Origin of the sequence: Paenibacillus sp. RC334 (genome assembly GCF_030034735.1) — a bacterium.
GTDB lineage: Bacteria > Bacillota > Bacilli > Paenibacillales > Paenibacillaceae > Paenibacillus > Paenibacillus terrae_A.
The window spans coordinates 3,800,017-3,815,826 of record NZ_CP125370.1 but is presented as its reverse complement, the minus strand read 5'-3'; the positions used below and the strand labels follow the sequence as shown (position 1 = coordinate 3,815,826).

At 42.9% G+C, this 15,810-nt stretch carries 12 protein-coding genes, 1 pseudogene and 1 CRISPR repeat array; of the genes and pseudogenes, 11 read left to right on the top strand and 2 right to left on the bottom strand.

Annotated elements, in window-relative coordinates; genetic code table 11:
- Window positions 1-121: 121 nt before the first annotated feature.
- From QMK20_RS17525 to QMK20_RS17515, 3 genes are all read left to right on the top strand, one after another.
- Window positions 122-361 carry a hypothetical protein gene (locus tag QMK20_RS17525; protein ID WP_283652608.1) on the top strand — a complete coding sequence of 80 codons (240 nt, stop codon included), beginning with the start codon at window positions 122-124 and terminating at the stop codon, window positions 359-361.
- A 58-nt stretch (window positions 362-419) separates the two neighbouring features.
- Window positions 420-599 (top strand): hypothetical protein, encoded by a 180-nt coding sequence (locus QMK20_RS17520; RefSeq protein ID WP_283652607.1) that lies wholly within the window; start codon window positions 420-422, stop codon window positions 597-599.
- Between the two features lie 223 nt (window positions 600-822).
- A complete protein-coding gene (locus QMK20_RS17515) occupies window positions 823-963 on the top strand; it encodes a hypothetical protein (protein WP_283652606.1) in 141 nt (46 codons plus the stop codon).
- A 262-nt stretch (window positions 964-1,225) separates the two neighbouring features.
- Here QMK20_RS17515 and QMK20_RS17510 read toward each other — a convergent pair whose 3' ends face one another.
- Entirely contained in the window at window positions 1,226-1,441 is a 216-nt protein-coding gene (locus QMK20_RS17510) for a helix-turn-helix domain-containing protein (protein ID WP_283652605.1), read from the bottom strand.
- A 171-nt stretch (window positions 1,442-1,612) separates the two neighbouring features.
- Between QMK20_RS17510 and QMK20_RS17505 the strand changes: the two genes are divergently transcribed.
- The 4 genes from QMK20_RS17505 (at window position 1,613) to QMK20_RS17490 (ending at window position 4,218) form a co-directional block, all read left to right on the top strand.
- Entirely contained in the window at window positions 1,613-2,263 is a 651-nt protein-coding gene (locus QMK20_RS17505) for a hypothetical protein (RefSeq protein ID WP_283652604.1), read from the top strand.
- A 75-nt stretch (window positions 2,264-2,338) separates the two neighbouring features.
- The gene (locus tag QMK20_RS17500) at window positions 2,339-2,461 is read left to right on the top strand and encodes a putative holin-like toxin (RefSeq protein WP_283652603.1); all 123 of its coding nucleotides are present in this window, start codon (window positions 2,339-2,341) and stop codon (window positions 2,459-2,461) included.
- Window positions 2,462-2,926: 465 nt separating this feature from the next.
- Window positions 2,927-3,379, top strand: coding sequence for an AAA family ATPase (locus tag QMK20_RS17495; protein WP_283652602.1), 453 nt, complete (start codon window positions 2,927-2,929; stop codon window positions 3,377-3,379).
- An 8-nt stretch (window positions 3,380-3,387) separates the two neighbouring features.
- Window positions 3,388-4,218, top strand: coding sequence for a siderophore biosynthesis protein (locus QMK20_RS17490; protein WP_283652601.1), 831 nt, complete (start codon window positions 3,388-3,390; stop codon window positions 4,216-4,218).
- Between the two features lie 39 nt (window positions 4,219-4,257).
- Here QMK20_RS17490 and QMK20_RS17485 read toward each other — a convergent pair whose 3' ends face one another.
- Complete coding sequence (locus QMK20_RS17485) at window positions 4,258-4,746, bottom strand: hypothetical protein (protein ID WP_283652600.1); 489 nt, start codon at window positions 4,744-4,746, stop codon at window positions 4,258-4,260.
- 365 nt (window positions 4,747-5,111) lie between these two features.
- Window positions 5,112-6,299: direct repeats of the CRISPR family, unit length 32 nt; unit sequence GTCGCACTCTATATGAGTGCGTGGATTGAAAT.
- 420 nt (window positions 6,300-6,719) lie between these two features.
- Here QMK20_RS17485 and QMK20_RS17480 point away from each other — a divergent pair.
- The 4 genes and pseudogenes from QMK20_RS17480 (at window position 6,720) to QMK20_RS17465 (ending at window position 15,747) form a co-directional block, all read left to right on the top strand.
- Entirely contained in the window at window positions 6,720-8,192 is a 1,473-nt protein-coding gene (locus QMK20_RS17480) for a hypothetical protein (RefSeq protein ID WP_283652599.1), read from the top strand.
- 223 nt (window positions 8,193-8,415) lie between these two features.
- A pseudogene (locus QMK20_RS17475) lies at window positions 8,416-9,883 on the top strand (peptidase associated/transthyretin-like domain-containing protein).
- Between the two features lie 146 nt (window positions 9,884-10,029).
- The gene (locus tag QMK20_RS17470; RefSeq protein ID WP_283652598.1) at window positions 10,030-10,908 is read left to right on the top strand and encodes a hypothetical protein; all 879 of its coding nucleotides are present in this window, start codon (window positions 10,030-10,032) and stop codon (window positions 10,906-10,908) included.
- 243 nt (window positions 10,909-11,151) lie between these two features.
- Window positions 11,152-15,747, top strand: coding sequence for a fibronectin type III domain-containing protein (locus QMK20_RS17465; protein WP_283652597.1), 4,596 nt, complete (start codon window positions 11,152-11,154; stop codon window positions 15,745-15,747).
- Window positions 15,748-15,810: the final 63 nt, after the last annotated feature.

Here is a 15,810-nt window from a genome sequence, read left to right as displayed (position 1 = left end):
AGAGAGTGCTACAAGTTCAAATGCATCAGGAGACTCTGCCAGTTCATCTGTGCATGAGACGGTAGCGACTGAAAACAAGGGATATCAAGGTAAAATTTCATTTCGCAACGTAGGCTGGGGGATGAGTAAAGAACAAGTAAAGGCATCTGAAGATATGAAGGTTGAGGAAGAAGATCATGAGTCGATTGCCTATTATTCCAAGATATTGGGACTGGAAAGCGGACTCATGTACTTTTTTGTGGATGATCAATTGGTTCGTGCAGGTTATTTAGTTACAGAAAAACATACGAATAAGAATGATTATATTGAAAATTATAATGACTTAAAAAAAGAGCCTAACGGAGAAATACGGCAAGCCTAGCAGTGATGATACCCTTTGGAAGGGAGAGTTATACAAAGATACACCAAGCCAATGGGGAATGGCTGTAGCGACAGGTGAATTGCATTATCAGGCAGCATGGGAGATAGAAGATACAGAAATTTTGCTTGATTTACAAGGTGATAATTTCGAGCCCCAACTGAGTCTATTGTATGACAGCAAGGAACTACAGCATTTGAGTGAGCAACAAAAGGATCAGGAATTGAAAAAGAATTTATAACAGAACGAGGCATGGGTTTCATAGACTTGAGTGCGAACCCCAAGTGCACATGAAATCCCCGGAACACTCGCACCCCGCGCCAGACAAGGGATTCAGCGAATTTAGGGTGTGGTTTTTAACATTTATTGGTGAGTTAAAAAGAGATTCGCGAAAAAGCGTTTACAAAGCCTAGCTGGGTAAGGCTTTGTAACGCGTGCTGTCGCTCCTTATGTAGGAGCGTGGATTGAAATATATACTGCGTATCGGAGAACTGAACCCAACGATTCAAGTCGCTCCTTATGTAGGAGCGTGGATTGAAATTTCCACTCCATATATCCGTCTTCTGCTCTTTCAATTTCGCTCCTTACGTAGCAGCGTGAATTGAAAGCACGTATTTCTCATACCACACATGTAGCACAGCTATGACGTTCCTCATTTTTCATTAAAATACACAAAAAGGTTTGCCCTAGTAGTTTGGCAAGCCTTCTTGTGCTGGTTGTAAAACGGAAATAGGTTCATAATGAACTAACATTTTTATAGACGTGGAACTGTTCGGAACACCACTCTAAAAAGTGGAACACAAAAAAGAAGCCCGTTTTGAAAACAGACTCCTTAATGTACTCCCACGTTAACATGCACAAACCACGCTATTCTGTTTCTTCAAACTGCATTAACACGGAAATGTCTTTGATCTCCAGAGCATGAGCGATCTTTTCAAGCATAAGCAAGTTTACTTCTTGTCGGTTATCACTGCTTAGTTTGGATATCCTTGCCTGTGAAACACCGGATAGTTCTTCTAATTGTTTTTGAGTGATACCTTTTTCTTTGAGAATTTCCTTTAGTTTGATTCTGATTTTTAACATTTGGATTTCCTCCATACATCGTTGACAAAATATGACCATAGGGTTATATTTATTTTATGACCTTAAGGGCATATTCGGGATTGACATGCTATCTTCCCAAAGGGATGTATCCAACATACCCTTAGCTTTGCTATTGCCATTTTACCAGAATTTCAATGGAGGATGATACCTATGACTGAAAAACTGAAAGCGAATGTGCAAGCGATCAAGGACATTGTACGCATGAATCCCGTGTGGGAGCAGGAAAAGGGAGAGCAGGAAGCAGCGGAGCTGCACTACTATCATATTGTGGATGCGCTCAATCGAAAATGGCAAACCATCGGTGTCGATGTTTCGGACGCGATTCAGGTTTTTGAAAGAGGGCATAACGATGCATGGACACGGATTATTGAACCAGCCCCCTGGAACCCGAATCTAACCACTAATGATTTAATTCATCTGCTCAAAATCAGTCCGGAAGCTGTACAGATTCGTCATGCTATGCAAATCATACTGAATACCGTTGAAAGACGCAATGCGTTTATCCGTCGTATCATTAATGTGAATGATCAGGCAGTCCGGAGTCTGCTCTACCTGATGAAAGATGAATACCTACGTTATGAGCTACTCTCGAATGAAACCTTTATGGCTATGTATGCTATGAATCCGGTCGAAGCTTTATCTGTATATTTTCTGGAATCCGTAGATGTGCATATGTACTGGGAATGGTGTGATGCTGGAGGTACAGGCGAGCAGGCCATTCAGTATAAGCGTGAGGACCCTCACATGACGTTGATTCAAGCGATTGAAAGAGTAGAAGAGGAAATGTATGCCCGTACATAACAAACCATAGGTATAGTTGCTACGCTGACGACAAAATGGCTTGGGTGGGCAGTTGGCTAGTCTCCTGCAAAGGATGTGAGGGCTGTAGAGGTTAAAGATGCTTTGACATTAATGATGATGTTCGGTACGCTGCTGGTTGCGTTGATCGGATTAATTGTCACCATCGTAATCGCATTGAACCAACACAACAGAAAGTAGACGGCCCACTTATAGCGAATTTCAAACCCGTTTGTTACAATTCAAGGAAATGGGTATAGACCATACATCATAGAGGAGGACATGCATATAAGATGGATATTCAACAAAAATGGATGTGGCTCACAGTCCTATGAAGCCATTTGTCCTTGGTGTATTGCAGAGGCAGTGCGGCTGAGAAATGGAATGGAAGCTTCCATGATGCTGCGTGTTGCGCACATTTAGAAGACGAGAAGCGCAATGAGTTACGTATCGAACGTCAGGATATCAAGCCTGGCAAAGTACAACATGGTTTTTGGAAAACAACCGAAAGATAAGCTGTTTGTGGAAAAAGGAGTGAATTGGAATGATCTTCCGTTTGGCAAAAGCGCGGGGTATGTATTACCAAGCAACAGTATCGCAAAGGTGAGGCTATCAGAAACAAACTACATCTACCAATATGTCTACTTGGACAAGGATGTGTGAGAGTTGGAATGTGTCATTTTTATAGGAATCCAGGCTTCAGGAAAGTCGACATTTTATAAGGAGTATTTCTTTAAAACACATATGAGAATAAATTTAGACATGCTTAAAACACGGAACAGGGAAAATATTTACCTACAAGCCTCCATCGAAACAATGCAGCGCTTTGTTGTAGACAATACGAATCCGACAGTCGAGGAACGGAAAAAATATATAGCTGTTTCAAAAAATAAGGGATTTAAAATTATAGGCTACTATTTTGAACCCGATTTTGTAGGATCCATCAAGCGTAATGAGAAACGAACAGGTAAAGAGCTTATTCCTGAGATCGGTATTAAAAGCGTCATGAGTAAGCTTGAAGTTCCGAGCTACGAAGAAGGGTTTGATGAGCTGTACAGCGTCACATCCTATGAAGGAACGTTTCGGGTCGAAAAGCTGACGGATAATCACACAATGTAGGAGGAAATATGAATATACCCGAGAAATACATCAAACATTTTCCAGCATATGAGGACGTATTTGTTGGCGATCTTGAACATTATCGGAAGCATTTTTTGCCGATTTGCTCGATTAATCTTCAATTTTTGTTCCCGGAGCAGGACGAGTGGTTGCATTTTGTTTCCGTAAAAGAAATTCACGAGGGCAGTGTAGGTGAGGATACCCAGTCATTTCACACCACATTTACGAAGGAAGATATGCTGGGGTTCAATGTGATGGATGGTAAATACAAATTCGAAGCGGATTGGGATTATTTTATCCTTCATCAGAAAGAGCAGTTGGAAGCTGCCTATGAAACGCTGAAATCCACCGGGGATAAAGCATATCTACGCATGAAAAGGAAAATCATGTCTCTGGATGAAGTGGAGCGTGCGTATATAGCTAATGAACAAGACTACCAATCCCGCAAAGCGTTTTTCCTGCAAAATAACAACATTTATCCTTATTCCTCTTTAGGAGATGCCAAAGAGTCTGTAGAAGAACTCACCCGCGATTTTGAGGACAAACAATCGAGTGGTTGGGGACTGAGTTTCCCTGAAGTCAACGGTATATTGGATGATATCGCATTTCAGTCCGAAGAGGCCCAAAGCTATATAAAGGAATATGGTGAATCTATCGAAGAGATGCTCCAGTTCGAACATACGAACTTGCTTCATGTACCTAAATGTGCCAATGGCGAGACTTTTACCTATATCGGTTCTTTCACGGGATATTATTTTCAAGCATTTGGGGCGGATTCCGTCTATTTATTTTATGATAGATATTTGGGTAAAGCGGTCATTTGCTTCGAGTATTCCTAAGAGATATAGAAAAAGCTCCCCTGACGGGAGCTTTAAAATTTATTTCTTATTCATCTCGACATCATGCTTTTTGGCAAGTGTGTTGAGTTGTTCTTGAAAATCTCTGAATAGCTTTCTACCCTCGCTGAGCTTGGCGTTACTTTCATTGACTAAGTTCAGATCCTGTTTATCCAACGCATCAACCATCGTAATGAAGGCTTCCTTTTGAGTACTAGCGGCCTTGATGTAGGTTTCGTGGAGGGCTCTTACCTCAGGAGTTTCCGTCTTTACAGCTTCTAACTTATCAACGAATTTGGTATATTCGGGGATAATATTATCTTTTAAAGTATTATATAGTGTTAGATCATCTGTGTATTTATCTCCGGTCACGGATTCATACTTGTCAGTTACTGCTTTTTCATCTTGTGCCAAGGGAAGCATTCCATCATTCACATACGTAATTAAATCTTTTTTAACCGGATCGGTAGAGCAGGCTGCCAAAATAGAAAAACAACATAATACTAACATAAATACGCTTAACTTCTTCATCTGTATTCCCCTTTTTATGTATGTTATGGGTAATTCGATATGCCTTGTAGTCAAAAAGAACTATCCATATCTTTTATTATATCGTATAAATAAGAGAATGGTAGGGTTTTTATGGTAAAATAGTGTCGAAACTAAGTTGGTTGATCTGCTCATTAAAAGTAGGGTATCATATAGAAGCCGATTCGGTGCGAACCCCAAGCGCACATGAAAATCCCGGGTCCTTCGCACCTCGAAATTTGTCGAAAAGTGTTGGAATAGCTATTTAACCTTAAAAGTCAATAGTTGATTCAAGCTTATTTGGCATCAGTTTTTACGATAATGTGTGGAATTGATATCGTTAGGGTATGAATTACTGCATTTTCGCTGTCGCACTCTATATGAGTGCGTGGATTGAAATCGTCAGATCCACCGAGAAATCAGAGACCGCTGGCAAGTGTCGCACTCTATATGAGTGCGTGGATTGAAATTTCCAGAAGGCTATCACATGTACGATGTCCGCCATGTAAAGTCGCACTCTATATGAGTGCGTGGATTGAAATACCACGGCGACTATGATTTTGCCGATCATATAAGTCGCACTCTATATGAGTGCGTGGATTGAAATCACATATTTTCGGTCACATCCCACGATGGATCAAACGTCGCACTCTATATGAGTGCGTGGATTGAAATCTCTACGTATGAATTCGTCCCAGTCTTTGTCCATTGTCGCACTCTATATGAGTGCGTGGATTGAAATCGCCTTGTTCGCTATGGCTCCAGGGATATACCCCGTCGCACTCTATATGAGTGCGTGGATTGAAATGCTTAACGTGTCTGGCGTGACATGTTTGATTAACGTCGCACTCTATATGAGTGCGTGGATTGAAATAATGAAGCAAAAAAGCGGGCTTTTGACATTGCTGAGTCGCACTCTATATGAGTGCGTGGATTGAAATTGCTGAAAAACGAAGACAAATAGAGCCGCTATTGTGGTCGCACTCTATATGAGTGCGTGGATTGAAATCATCAAAAAGTACTCAATCTCAGTTATTTCGAGAAGTCGCACTCTATATGAGTGCGTGGATTGAAATTTTTAGGAAAAGGCAGCCGTTAGGCTACCTCCTCGTCGCACTCTATATGAGTGCGTGGATTGAAATCGTTCGCGGACTATCTTTAATTCTTCCTGTGTCAGGACAGTCGCACTCTATATGAGTGCGTGGATTGAAATCAACTTGATGAGACAGGTAAGCCTAAAATAACCACGTCGCACTCTATATGAGTGCGTGGATTGAAATAGGTTATCCGTAGCACAACAATGGATGCTGTCTTAGTTGAGTCGCACTCTATATGAGTGCGTGGATTGAAATAAATCAAAGATAGCAATGACGCTATGGTCCTTGGGTCGCACTCTATATGAGTGCGTGGATTGAAATTTCTTCAAATCCACGCTTTATATCTGGCGGTAAGGTATCAAGTCGCACTCTATATGAGTGCGTGGATTGAAATATTTGCCAGATAAAAATAGGCGACTGCATCCCGGTCGCACTCTATATGAGTGCGTGGATTGAAATCAATCGTTCACATCCCGAAGGCCCGAGAAGGACAGCAGGTCGCACTCTATATGAGTGCGGATTTGAAGCACAGCGCTCAAAATAACTTTTTACGTGTTTTGCGAAAAGTACATTATATGTGCGCTCAAGTTTATTAACCTTGAAACTCAAAGAAGGCTCCCTTTTAATTAGGGGAGCCTTTTTCGTCGTGATTTTTAGGATAAAAAAGTAGACAGGGATTTTCAGTGCTCTGTCCATTGCCTCAGGTATGCTTCCGAAAGAGGTGTAAAATTATCACGGATTACAAATAAGAATATTTGAAGAAGTATCTTCCATTAGAACCAGAATTGCTTTATGATAGAGATAGACAGCATAGAAGTTTTCCAGATGTATCTGGGGAATAGCGGAAATTTAGTAAAACATTCGAGAGGGGATTTTAGTATGAACAGGTTCAGAAAGGCAACTTCGCTGTTGCTAAGCACGGTGCTCCTGCTTTCTTTCGGGATGACTGCGAACGCGAGTCAAAGCACAGAGGGTAAAACGGAACAGGCGATTAAAGCGGAGTCCAGTTTTCAGCTAACAACTGAAAAAGAAAGCGTCATTAAAGATTTAACACGGGCAGACAAGCCCGCAAGCATTACAGATTCGGTGTATGCCATTACGGAAAATATCAACTTGCAAACACCACAGAAATCTGTTTTGAAAAAGAAAGTTACCCCTTCGCTGAAAGCAAGTCCAAAGTCAGCATCAGCGAATGCGACAGCTACAGCGTCCTCCGCAACATATTCCGGTACGATTACGGAAGAGGGAGGTACACAGTTTTTATATCCAATCTACTTGCAGCCCGGTGAATTGTTGCAGGCTCAATTAGACGGACCGTTTTCAGCACAGCTTGACTATGACCTGTACTTATATGAGTTTGATATGACGACAGGTGACATTAATCCCAATGCCATTGACAATTCCATCTACGGTACTTATTTTAACAATTATGAACAAGGGTCTGCATCACTTCCCGAAAATGTAGGAGCCCGCAACACGACTGGATCTGAAAAGGCTTATGCGATTGCAGTCCATGCCAAGAAGGGGTCAAGTATTAATGATCTTTTCTATCTGACTGTGGCTACAAGCTCCAAATATGATGCATATGAGCCGGATGAGAGCGCCTTTCATGCTTATAATTTTACAATTAACAACGGAGGTTCTTCAATTAACTCACGCTCCATCCATTCCGGTATAGATAACGATTGGTATCAAATCACGATCCCTGTAGGTCGTAATTATGATGCTGTAAATGTAAGGCTGGATAGTACCTCGGAGAGCTATGGCTATAAAGCGGAAGTTTATGGGGTGCTCACTGGCAACCAAATGGTGCTTCTCCCGCAAACGAATCACAACGTTTCCCTGAATACGGGAACCTACTATGTGCGAGTGTACACTACAAGTCAGTATTCAGCCGACCATTTGTATACACTAACCATGAAACCGGTACTCAAGGCTGGTAAAATCGAAATTACGAGCTTTAACTCCAATGGCTATTATGACTATCCAACTTACTCATACGGTCGTCATTATCGTATTAACGGAGGCAGCAACCTGATCGTGAATGGTGTCGTTAAAACAACGGATGGTCAACTGGTTCCTAATGCGCCTGTCACTGTCGCTTGGCTGGATCAGAACTGGAGCGAGGGCAGCGGTAACCGTACCAGAACGGCTTCTACGTATACGAACGATTACGGGAGATTCAGTGTGACTCTTTCCCTTCCACAATCTACAGGAAGAAATGTAGAATATTTGAGTGACATTGGTTCTACACACTATTATGATCTTACAGGGGTAGCGGCTCAGGTCGACGGCACCTCGATTAGTGCAACGGATATAATTTATCTTTTTGCTTACAGTATTAGAAATTAATCATTTTTTAACGTAGTAGAGTAATATATAAGAGTCGCTTTTTTTCGCAATGGCTTGCTGAGGCTTTCCATTTTCGAAAAAGGCGGCTCTTTATGTTTTTTTGCACAGTATCTTCCATTAGAACTAGAAGTGTTTTATGATAGAGCCATACAGCCTAGAAGTTACCCTGGTTTATCCGGGGAATAGCGGGAATTCCTTAAACCATTTGAGAGGGGATTTCAGTATGAAGAGGTTCAAAAAGGCTATTGCAGTTATGCTAAGCACGATGCTCCTGTTTGCTTTCGGGTTGACTGCGAACGCGAGTCAAGGCACAGAGGGGGTATCGGACCAAGCAATTAAGGCGGAGTCCGATGTTCAGCTAACAACTGTAAATGAAAGCGTCATTAAGCAGCTAACGCGGGCAGACAAGCCGGACAGTATTACTTCTTCGGTGTATGCAATGAAGGAAGATCTCAACTTCAAGACACCGGAGACACCCTCATTGAAAAAAAGAAACTGTTCCTTCTCTGAAAGCAAGCCCAGCGGCAGCCACAGCTTCTTCTGCTACGTATTCCGGTACGATTACAGAAGAGGGAGGTACACAATTTTTATATCCGATCTATTTGCAGCCTGGCGAATTGTTGCAGGCTCAGCTGGATGGTCCATTTTCAGCACAGCTTGATTATGACTTATACTTATACGAGTTTGATATGACGACAGGTGACATCAACCCCAATCCAATAGACGCTTCTACCTACGGTACTTATTTTAACAATTATGAACAGGGGGCTGCATCACTTCCCGAAAACGTAGGAGCACGCAACGCTATCGGATCCGAAAAGGCTTATGCGATTGCAGTTCATGCCAAGAAAGGCTCTAGCATTAATGCTCCCTTCTATCTGACTGTCGATACAAGTTCCAGCTACGATGCATATGAGCCGGATGAGAGCGCTTTTCATGCTTATAACTTTACCTTTAGTACGGGTGGATCTTCCCTTAACTCACGTTCCATCCATTCAGGCATTGATAACGACTGGTATCAAATCACGATCCCTGCGAGCCGCAATTATGATGCATTAAATGTAAAGCTGGATAGTACCTCGGAAAGCTACGGTTACAAAGCGGAAGTTTATGGAGCTCTCAGCGGCAACCAGATGGTGCTTCTCCCGCAAACGAATCACAATGTTACTTTAAATACTGGAACCTACTATGTACGAGTATACACAACCAATCAGTATTCAGCTGACCATTTGTATACACTAACACTTAAACCGGTACTTCGGGCTGGAAAAATTGTAATTAACGGTTACGACTCTTCTAAAAATGGCCCTAATGACTACCCAACCTATTCTTACGGTCGTCATTACCGTGTTACTGGAACTAGTGATTTTACTGTGAAGGGTGTCGTTACTACAACTGATAATTATCCTGTTGCAAATGCGCCTGTTGATATGACATGGTTGAATCAGAACTGGACTGAAGGCAGCGGCAATCGCACTCGTACAGGCACAGCTTATACGGATCAGAATGGGGCCTTTAGTGTTACCGTTTCCCTGCCACATTCAACTGGAAGTATTGCGGAATACCTGTCTGGAGCAATCAGTTTTACACACTATTTTGATCTCTCAGGGGTAGCTGCTCAGGTTAGGGGTACTTCGATTATAGACACAGATATTGTATATCACTTCGCTTACAGTATTTATGGCGGTTGATTAACTGCTTTAATATTTGTTCATTTTTTAGGACAAAGCATATATTCATTCCATATGTGCTTTGTCCGATATATATAGAAACAGGGTCACATTACATTATACATACGACTTAGAGTGCCTGTTACCAAATGACAGGAGGAAATGAAATGAATTTTGAGCCCCTTAGAATGCAACGAGCCGTTATTAACACTAGTAGCTTGCGGATAAATCCGGCAGCAAAGCAGGCCCAATCCCCCCAGCTTTATGAAGGAAAACGCTCCGAATTGGTTATTCAAGACTCCGTAGAGATTAGCGAAACCGGTAGGCAACTGGCTGAAGGAGCTATTGTATCACAGTCTGCTAAGTATTTCGGTACAACCCAGATCAACGATTCATTAAACCGAGTTTTAAAAGGTCAGCCAGAAGAAGTGTCCAATGCGGTGTACAGTATGATTGAATCCAATTTTATCGTCAATGGTTCAGTAACAGATGAGAGCCAGCGAACCGTGCTACTGGAGATGGGAGTTTCCCAATCCAAGTATATTGCAGACCACTATATGGAAGGTGACAAGGCCAAAGAGTTTTTGGAAACCATGAACCAGATAGCTGCTATTGCTTTGACACGATCAATTGATCCAGAGACCGGAGATATTAGTTACACGACTCCAATAGACCGTCCGCTAGGTGCCCCTGAGGATTACGTCAAGCTGTCGGAAGTGATGAAGCAGGCTGACCCCCAAAAGTATACAGCATTCATCAATGACATTAAAGGTGGAGGGAATGGACTGAGTCAGCTGATAGATTTTGCACAAAAGGTTCCTCAAAACCCCAAATGGATTGAGAAATATAAGGAACGTACAGGAGAGATTGCGGAGTTGCTAAATAACACGCGAATAGAGAACCGGTTTGATAAGGCTGATACGACTTCAGCTTCCGCATTTATGAACAGTATGCAAAATATTCTTAAGGAATCTTCCGCTATGCAGGACTCTTACAGTCAGAACTTGCGCGGCTTTTTTCGGAACTTGGGCGTTCACGTTAATTAAGGCTTCAAGGCTGATCCCGAGATGTGGGATAATGTGGAATACAAGCATTTATGAATTTTAAATGATGTCGTGCTGTTTACATTACGTTTAGAACGAAGTATAATAACTTCAAAACATACTCGTTACTTTGAGGAAGCACCTCAAACTTAGGCTTAACCGCCTTCGTTTGGGGTGCTTTTTCTATTTTAGCCGAAACGAGTTTGTGAAACTCTTTGAAAATAAAATAAAGCAAGGGAGAAATGTATGTATCCAAAAAATAAGCGAAAGGTAAGGAAGTATAGCAAGTGGGCATATGGATTTTTAGCTGTAATGATCATGTTAACTGCCTTTCCTATATTTCCAGATAGGGTATCAGCTGCTACCCAAGAGATCATCGGTGGACCTTTTTGCCAAAATAATTTACCTGGTGGGGGTGACAGTTGGGGGTTATGGTCAGGAAATGGGATAGGAGCAACTGAAGTTTATAATGGTACGGGTTCAGCAAGATATAAGTGTGAGGGTGTGGTGCAGCCGACAGAACGTTTTGTTGATATTGGAAGATCTATTAAGACATCGGATTATAAGATTTTTGTTTATATCGAAGGGTCTTACCATACTGATATATTTGTATCTAATGCAGCAGCGGGTAACAGTTGGCAGCCTAATGGAACGAATTTATATACATGGACCGATGTCACAAAATTTTATGCCAGTAGCTCTTATCAAGGGAAATGGGTAGAGATCACAGACTCTATTACGTTAAAAGATATTCGGTATTTTAGAGCTATGGGTACTAACCAGCAGACTGGTAATGAAATATCCAAGTTTGGAGTCCGTGTCATCCCCAAATCAGATCTGATGCCTAAATTACCCCAGATTAATGCAGGGGCTGAGGGCCAAGCAAGTACGGGGTGGACCAAAGGACCTGTAACGGTTTGGATCAATGGAGACGTGGCACCTGAAGGGCTAAAATACTATGAATACAGCCTAAATGGTGGAGCATTTCAACAGTACACAGGACCCTTTACTGTATATGATCATGGTGTAAATACAATCTATGCCCGGACTGTAGACGTGAACAACCAGTACAGTGGTCTTTCTTCCGGGAATGTCAGGATAGACAAAATGCCGCCGACGCCACCGATCATAAGTGCAACGGGCAACAGTAATGACTATACCATTACATTGCAGCCAGGAGCGGACGATTATTCTGGGCTGGCCCATACACAATTTCGCGTGACGGGCGTTGTCAATCAAGGTTGGCAAGATTATGGTGGAGCATTCCATGTTAATCAAGATGGCAAAAGCACGGTTTATGCCCGTTCCATAGACAATGTAGGTAATGTGAGCCAAGAAGTAAGCAAGGAAGTCACTATTGATAAAAAGGGACCGACTGCTCCTGCTATCCGAGCTAGCGAGGTGGGTCCAACGATCAACAATGTGAATATTGCCATTGATTCAGGAAGTGATCCTGTAAATGGAATCAAGATGACGCAGTATCGTTTGAGTTCAGCAGGGGAGTGGCAGACATATAATGGCGTTTTTACACTAAATGCGGAAGGGCTGTACGAACTATCAGCACGAACGATCAATAATCTGGACGTGCCTAGTCCAATCGTGACTCAATCGGTCATGATTGATCGAACCAGGCCAACGCCCCCGGAGGTTACGTTTTCCGAGGTGACGATGCCCACCCGATACACCAATAAGCCGGTACAATTTGCTATTTCGGGTGGAACGGATATTTCAGCAGTGCATTACGAATATCAAATGGGCTCTGGCCATTATGTTCCTGGTTCATCGGGAGTATTAAATAGCTCTGGCATCGTAAAAGTGACTGCTCAAGCTGTGGATGCGGCTGGAAATCGGAGTGATCCGGTGTTCGCAACATCTTATGTTGATTTGGAACCCCCGATGATCCAGCTGACACCGGATTCGCGTGAATGGAAGGATACGAGCATTCAAGTGGGGATACGATATACTGACCAGCATTCGGGGATCGAACCACCCACGATGCAGTATAAAATCACGAACAGCCCTGATGTACCCGAACATTGGGATGCAGCTGCTGATACAGGAATTCAGTTGAACCTTTCAAAGGAAGGTGAATGGTATGTTCATGCCAAGGTTAAAGATCAGGCGGGTAACATTTCTGAAACGGTCAGCAGAGCACTTCGCATTCAGAAGCAGCCTCAGCCAGCTGAGCTTTCTGCGTCATCCGTACGAAATACAGAGGTCGATCTGCAATGGACTCTTCCATCGGGCCTTGATGATGGTTACGTCTATACCATCCGGAATTTAACGACGAATGAGATTTGGGATGTTACGCATCCGACAAATTCTTTTACAGACAAAGGGCTACAGGGAGGGTGTCAATACGAATATGAAGTGCGTTCCAGTAATCACGTGGGAGGCAATGCTTATTCCAATCGAGTTCGTGTGTTAACGTTACCTGATGCCCCGGATCAGATCCGATTACGAACCATTTCTCGTACTTCAGCACAAATCATGGCTGATTTTACGCCAGTGCCTTCAGCTGACAACTATAAGATTACAGCAACGGATGTTAGTACGGGGGAAGTCATATTTAAGGATACTGTTACACAGGATGTGTATAATCCAATTACGGGGATGAAATCGGGAGAATTTTACGATGTTTCTGTATCAGCTATAAACGCCGCCGGAGAGGGTGCGGCCAAGCATGTGTCTTTTTTAAGCCTGCCAGATAGCCCGAGCGGATTCCAAAATGTAACCGTGAAGGACGATGGAATCGACTTGAAATGGAATCGTGTAATCACGGCGACATACTATGCTCTGGAGCGGGACAAAGCATCTGTTTATAAGGATGTGTATACTGAATTCGCTGATCACGGACTTCAGGCAGGAACGGAGTATGATTATTCCATTTCCGCTGAAAATGCAACCGGCTTTGGAGATTATGCTCATTTGAGGGTCATCACATTACCTGATCGGGTAACTACGCTGGCGAGTGTGGTGAATGATGTATATTCTGTCAGTGTGGATTGGCAAGATGTGCAGGGGGCTGACGGATACATCTTGAATGTTAATGATGAGCCAGATGTGCGGATTTCCCGGGGAAGCCATGCCTATACTTTTGATGGATTGCCCGCAGGTAGGACTGCAAATATTCGAATCCGAGCCTACAATCGAAGTGGTATAGGCGGAGATACGACTATCAACGCATTAACGCTACCTTCATCGGTTGTACGACTTGTGGCAGTAGATATTCGGGAACATGATGCTGCCATTGTTTGGGACCCAGTCGATGGGGCGACCAAATATAAAGTAACAATCAATAGCCAGGATTATTACAGCACTGAACCACGTGTAGTCGTATCCGGATTAGAAGGTGGAAAAAAATACGATTTTCAGGTGAGCAGCGGTAATAGTAGTGGGTTCAGTCAGCCTGTGCGGGAAGAACTGCTTACGCTTCCACCTCAAGTGCAAAACGTCAAAGTCACAGAGCTAGGGAATGGCCAGATTTTGCTGAACTGGGATGAAGCCAAAAATGCTTATCAATATGCTGTAATTCGGAAAGATACTGGTGAAATCGTGGATACCAAGGATACTAGTATCAAGCTTTCAGGTATCCAACCTGGTACGATGTATTCGTTCGGCATTCAAGCTGTCAATACAACGGGCGCAGGTGAGTGGACTCCATTTACGTATCGTGCGCTCCCAGGCCAAATACCAGATCATGAGCTGACATTTAAAGATGTAACAGATACCGATCTGGTAGTTACGTGGAAAGAAGCTCCTGGTGCGGATACCTACCATGTGTACCAAAATGGTCTGCTTATCGGCGATACGGTCAAGCCCCATTTTAAAGTAGACGGATTGGATAGCTCTATGGTGTATCGTATTACCGTTAAACCGGTTAACACAAGCGGTGAAGGTAAACAGACAGAAGGCGAGGTAGAAACGTTACCGTCTCCAGAATTTGCGTTTTCGAAAACGGAGACGACTAATAGCGAGTTTATGATCCACTGGGAATCAGAACACAAAAATGATATTTTCGTGCTCACCAGTGAAGGACAAACAGAATTATATCGTGGTAAGGATCGAAGCTTTATTTGGAGTCAACTTAAAGAGAAACAATCGTATGCAGTTCAGCTTTGGGCAGAAAACAGCCAAGGAAAGCGTACCATTGCAAAACAAGCGAACGGTAAAACAACGGGGAGTACTGAAGCCTCAGCCTCAGGCGTTGGAGCAGGAGGTGGGGGGATTGTTAAGCCGATACGGCCCGATGTAGAGGAGTTGACTGAAACAGCAATCATTCAAGCACCTTCAGTCGAAACGAAGCCCAATCGCTTTAGTGACATTGAACGGGCATTTAATAAAGATAAGATTAATGCCCTTGCAGATTTGGGGGTAGTGAAGGGTATGACCCAAACCCTTTTTGAGCCGAGCAGACCTGTAACACGTATGGAGTTCACTTCGATGCTCGTCCGTTCCCTGAAATTACCGCTCGAAACGGATATGGCTTTAAGCTTCGAGGATATCAATCCATCAGCGTGGTATGTTGATCTATTGAAAACAGCGATTAAAGATCAGGTCGCTCGTGGATTTAGTAACAAGGTATTTGCTCCAGATCGCGTTATTAACCGGGAGCAGGCGGCTAAAATGGTGAACAACGTTATCAAGGCTACGCCACAACAAGAAAGCAATATCTACTCAGATGCCTCTCAAATTGTGGAATGGGCCAGAGAAGATGTACTTGGTCTAACCGAAATTAATTTAGTACAAGGATATCCAGATGGAAGCTTCCGTGCAAAACAGGAAATCACACGCGCCGAAGCGGCTGAAATGATTTATAACATGATTCAAAAAATTCAATAAAAAGAAGGGGGTGGCATTAGCCAGCCCCTCTTTTGTATATGTGCATATAGGAATTGATGCAGT

Bases quoted from the DNA above. Each gene is read 5' to 3' on its own strand.
- QMK20_RS17490 (WP_283652601.1), top strand. From the start codon at position 3,388: ATGAATATACCCGAGAAATACATCAAACATTTTCCAGCATATGAGGAC.
- QMK20_RS17480 (WP_283652599.1), top strand. From the start codon at position 6,720: ATGAACAGGTTCAGAAAGGCAACTTCGCTGTTGCTAAGCACGGTGCTC.
- QMK20_RS17465 (WP_283652597.1), top strand. From the start codon at position 11,152: ATGTATCCAAAAAATAAGCGAAAGGTAAGGAAGTATAGCAAGTGGGCA.
- QMK20_RS17510 (WP_283652605.1), bottom strand. From the start codon at position 1,441: ATGTTAAAAATCAGAATCAAACTAAAGGAAATTCTCAAAGAAAAAGGT.
- QMK20_RS17505 (WP_283652604.1), top strand. From the start codon at position 1,613: ATGACTGAAAAACTGAAAGCGAATGTGCAAGCGATCAAGGACATTGTA.
- QMK20_RS17485 (WP_283652600.1), bottom strand. From the start codon at position 4,746: ATGAAGAAGTTAAGCGTATTTATGTTAGTATTATGTTGTTTTTCTATT.
- QMK20_RS17470 (WP_283652598.1), top strand. From the start codon at position 10,030: ATGAATTTTGAGCCCCTTAGAATGCAACGAGCCGTTATTAACACTAGT.
- QMK20_RS17520 (WP_283652607.1), top strand. From the start codon at position 420: ATGGCTGTAGCGACAGGTGAATTGCATTATCAGGCAGCATGGGAGATA.
- QMK20_RS17525 (WP_283652608.1), top strand. From the start codon at position 122: ATGAGTAAAGAACAAGTAAAGGCATCTGAAGATATGAAGGTTGAGGAA.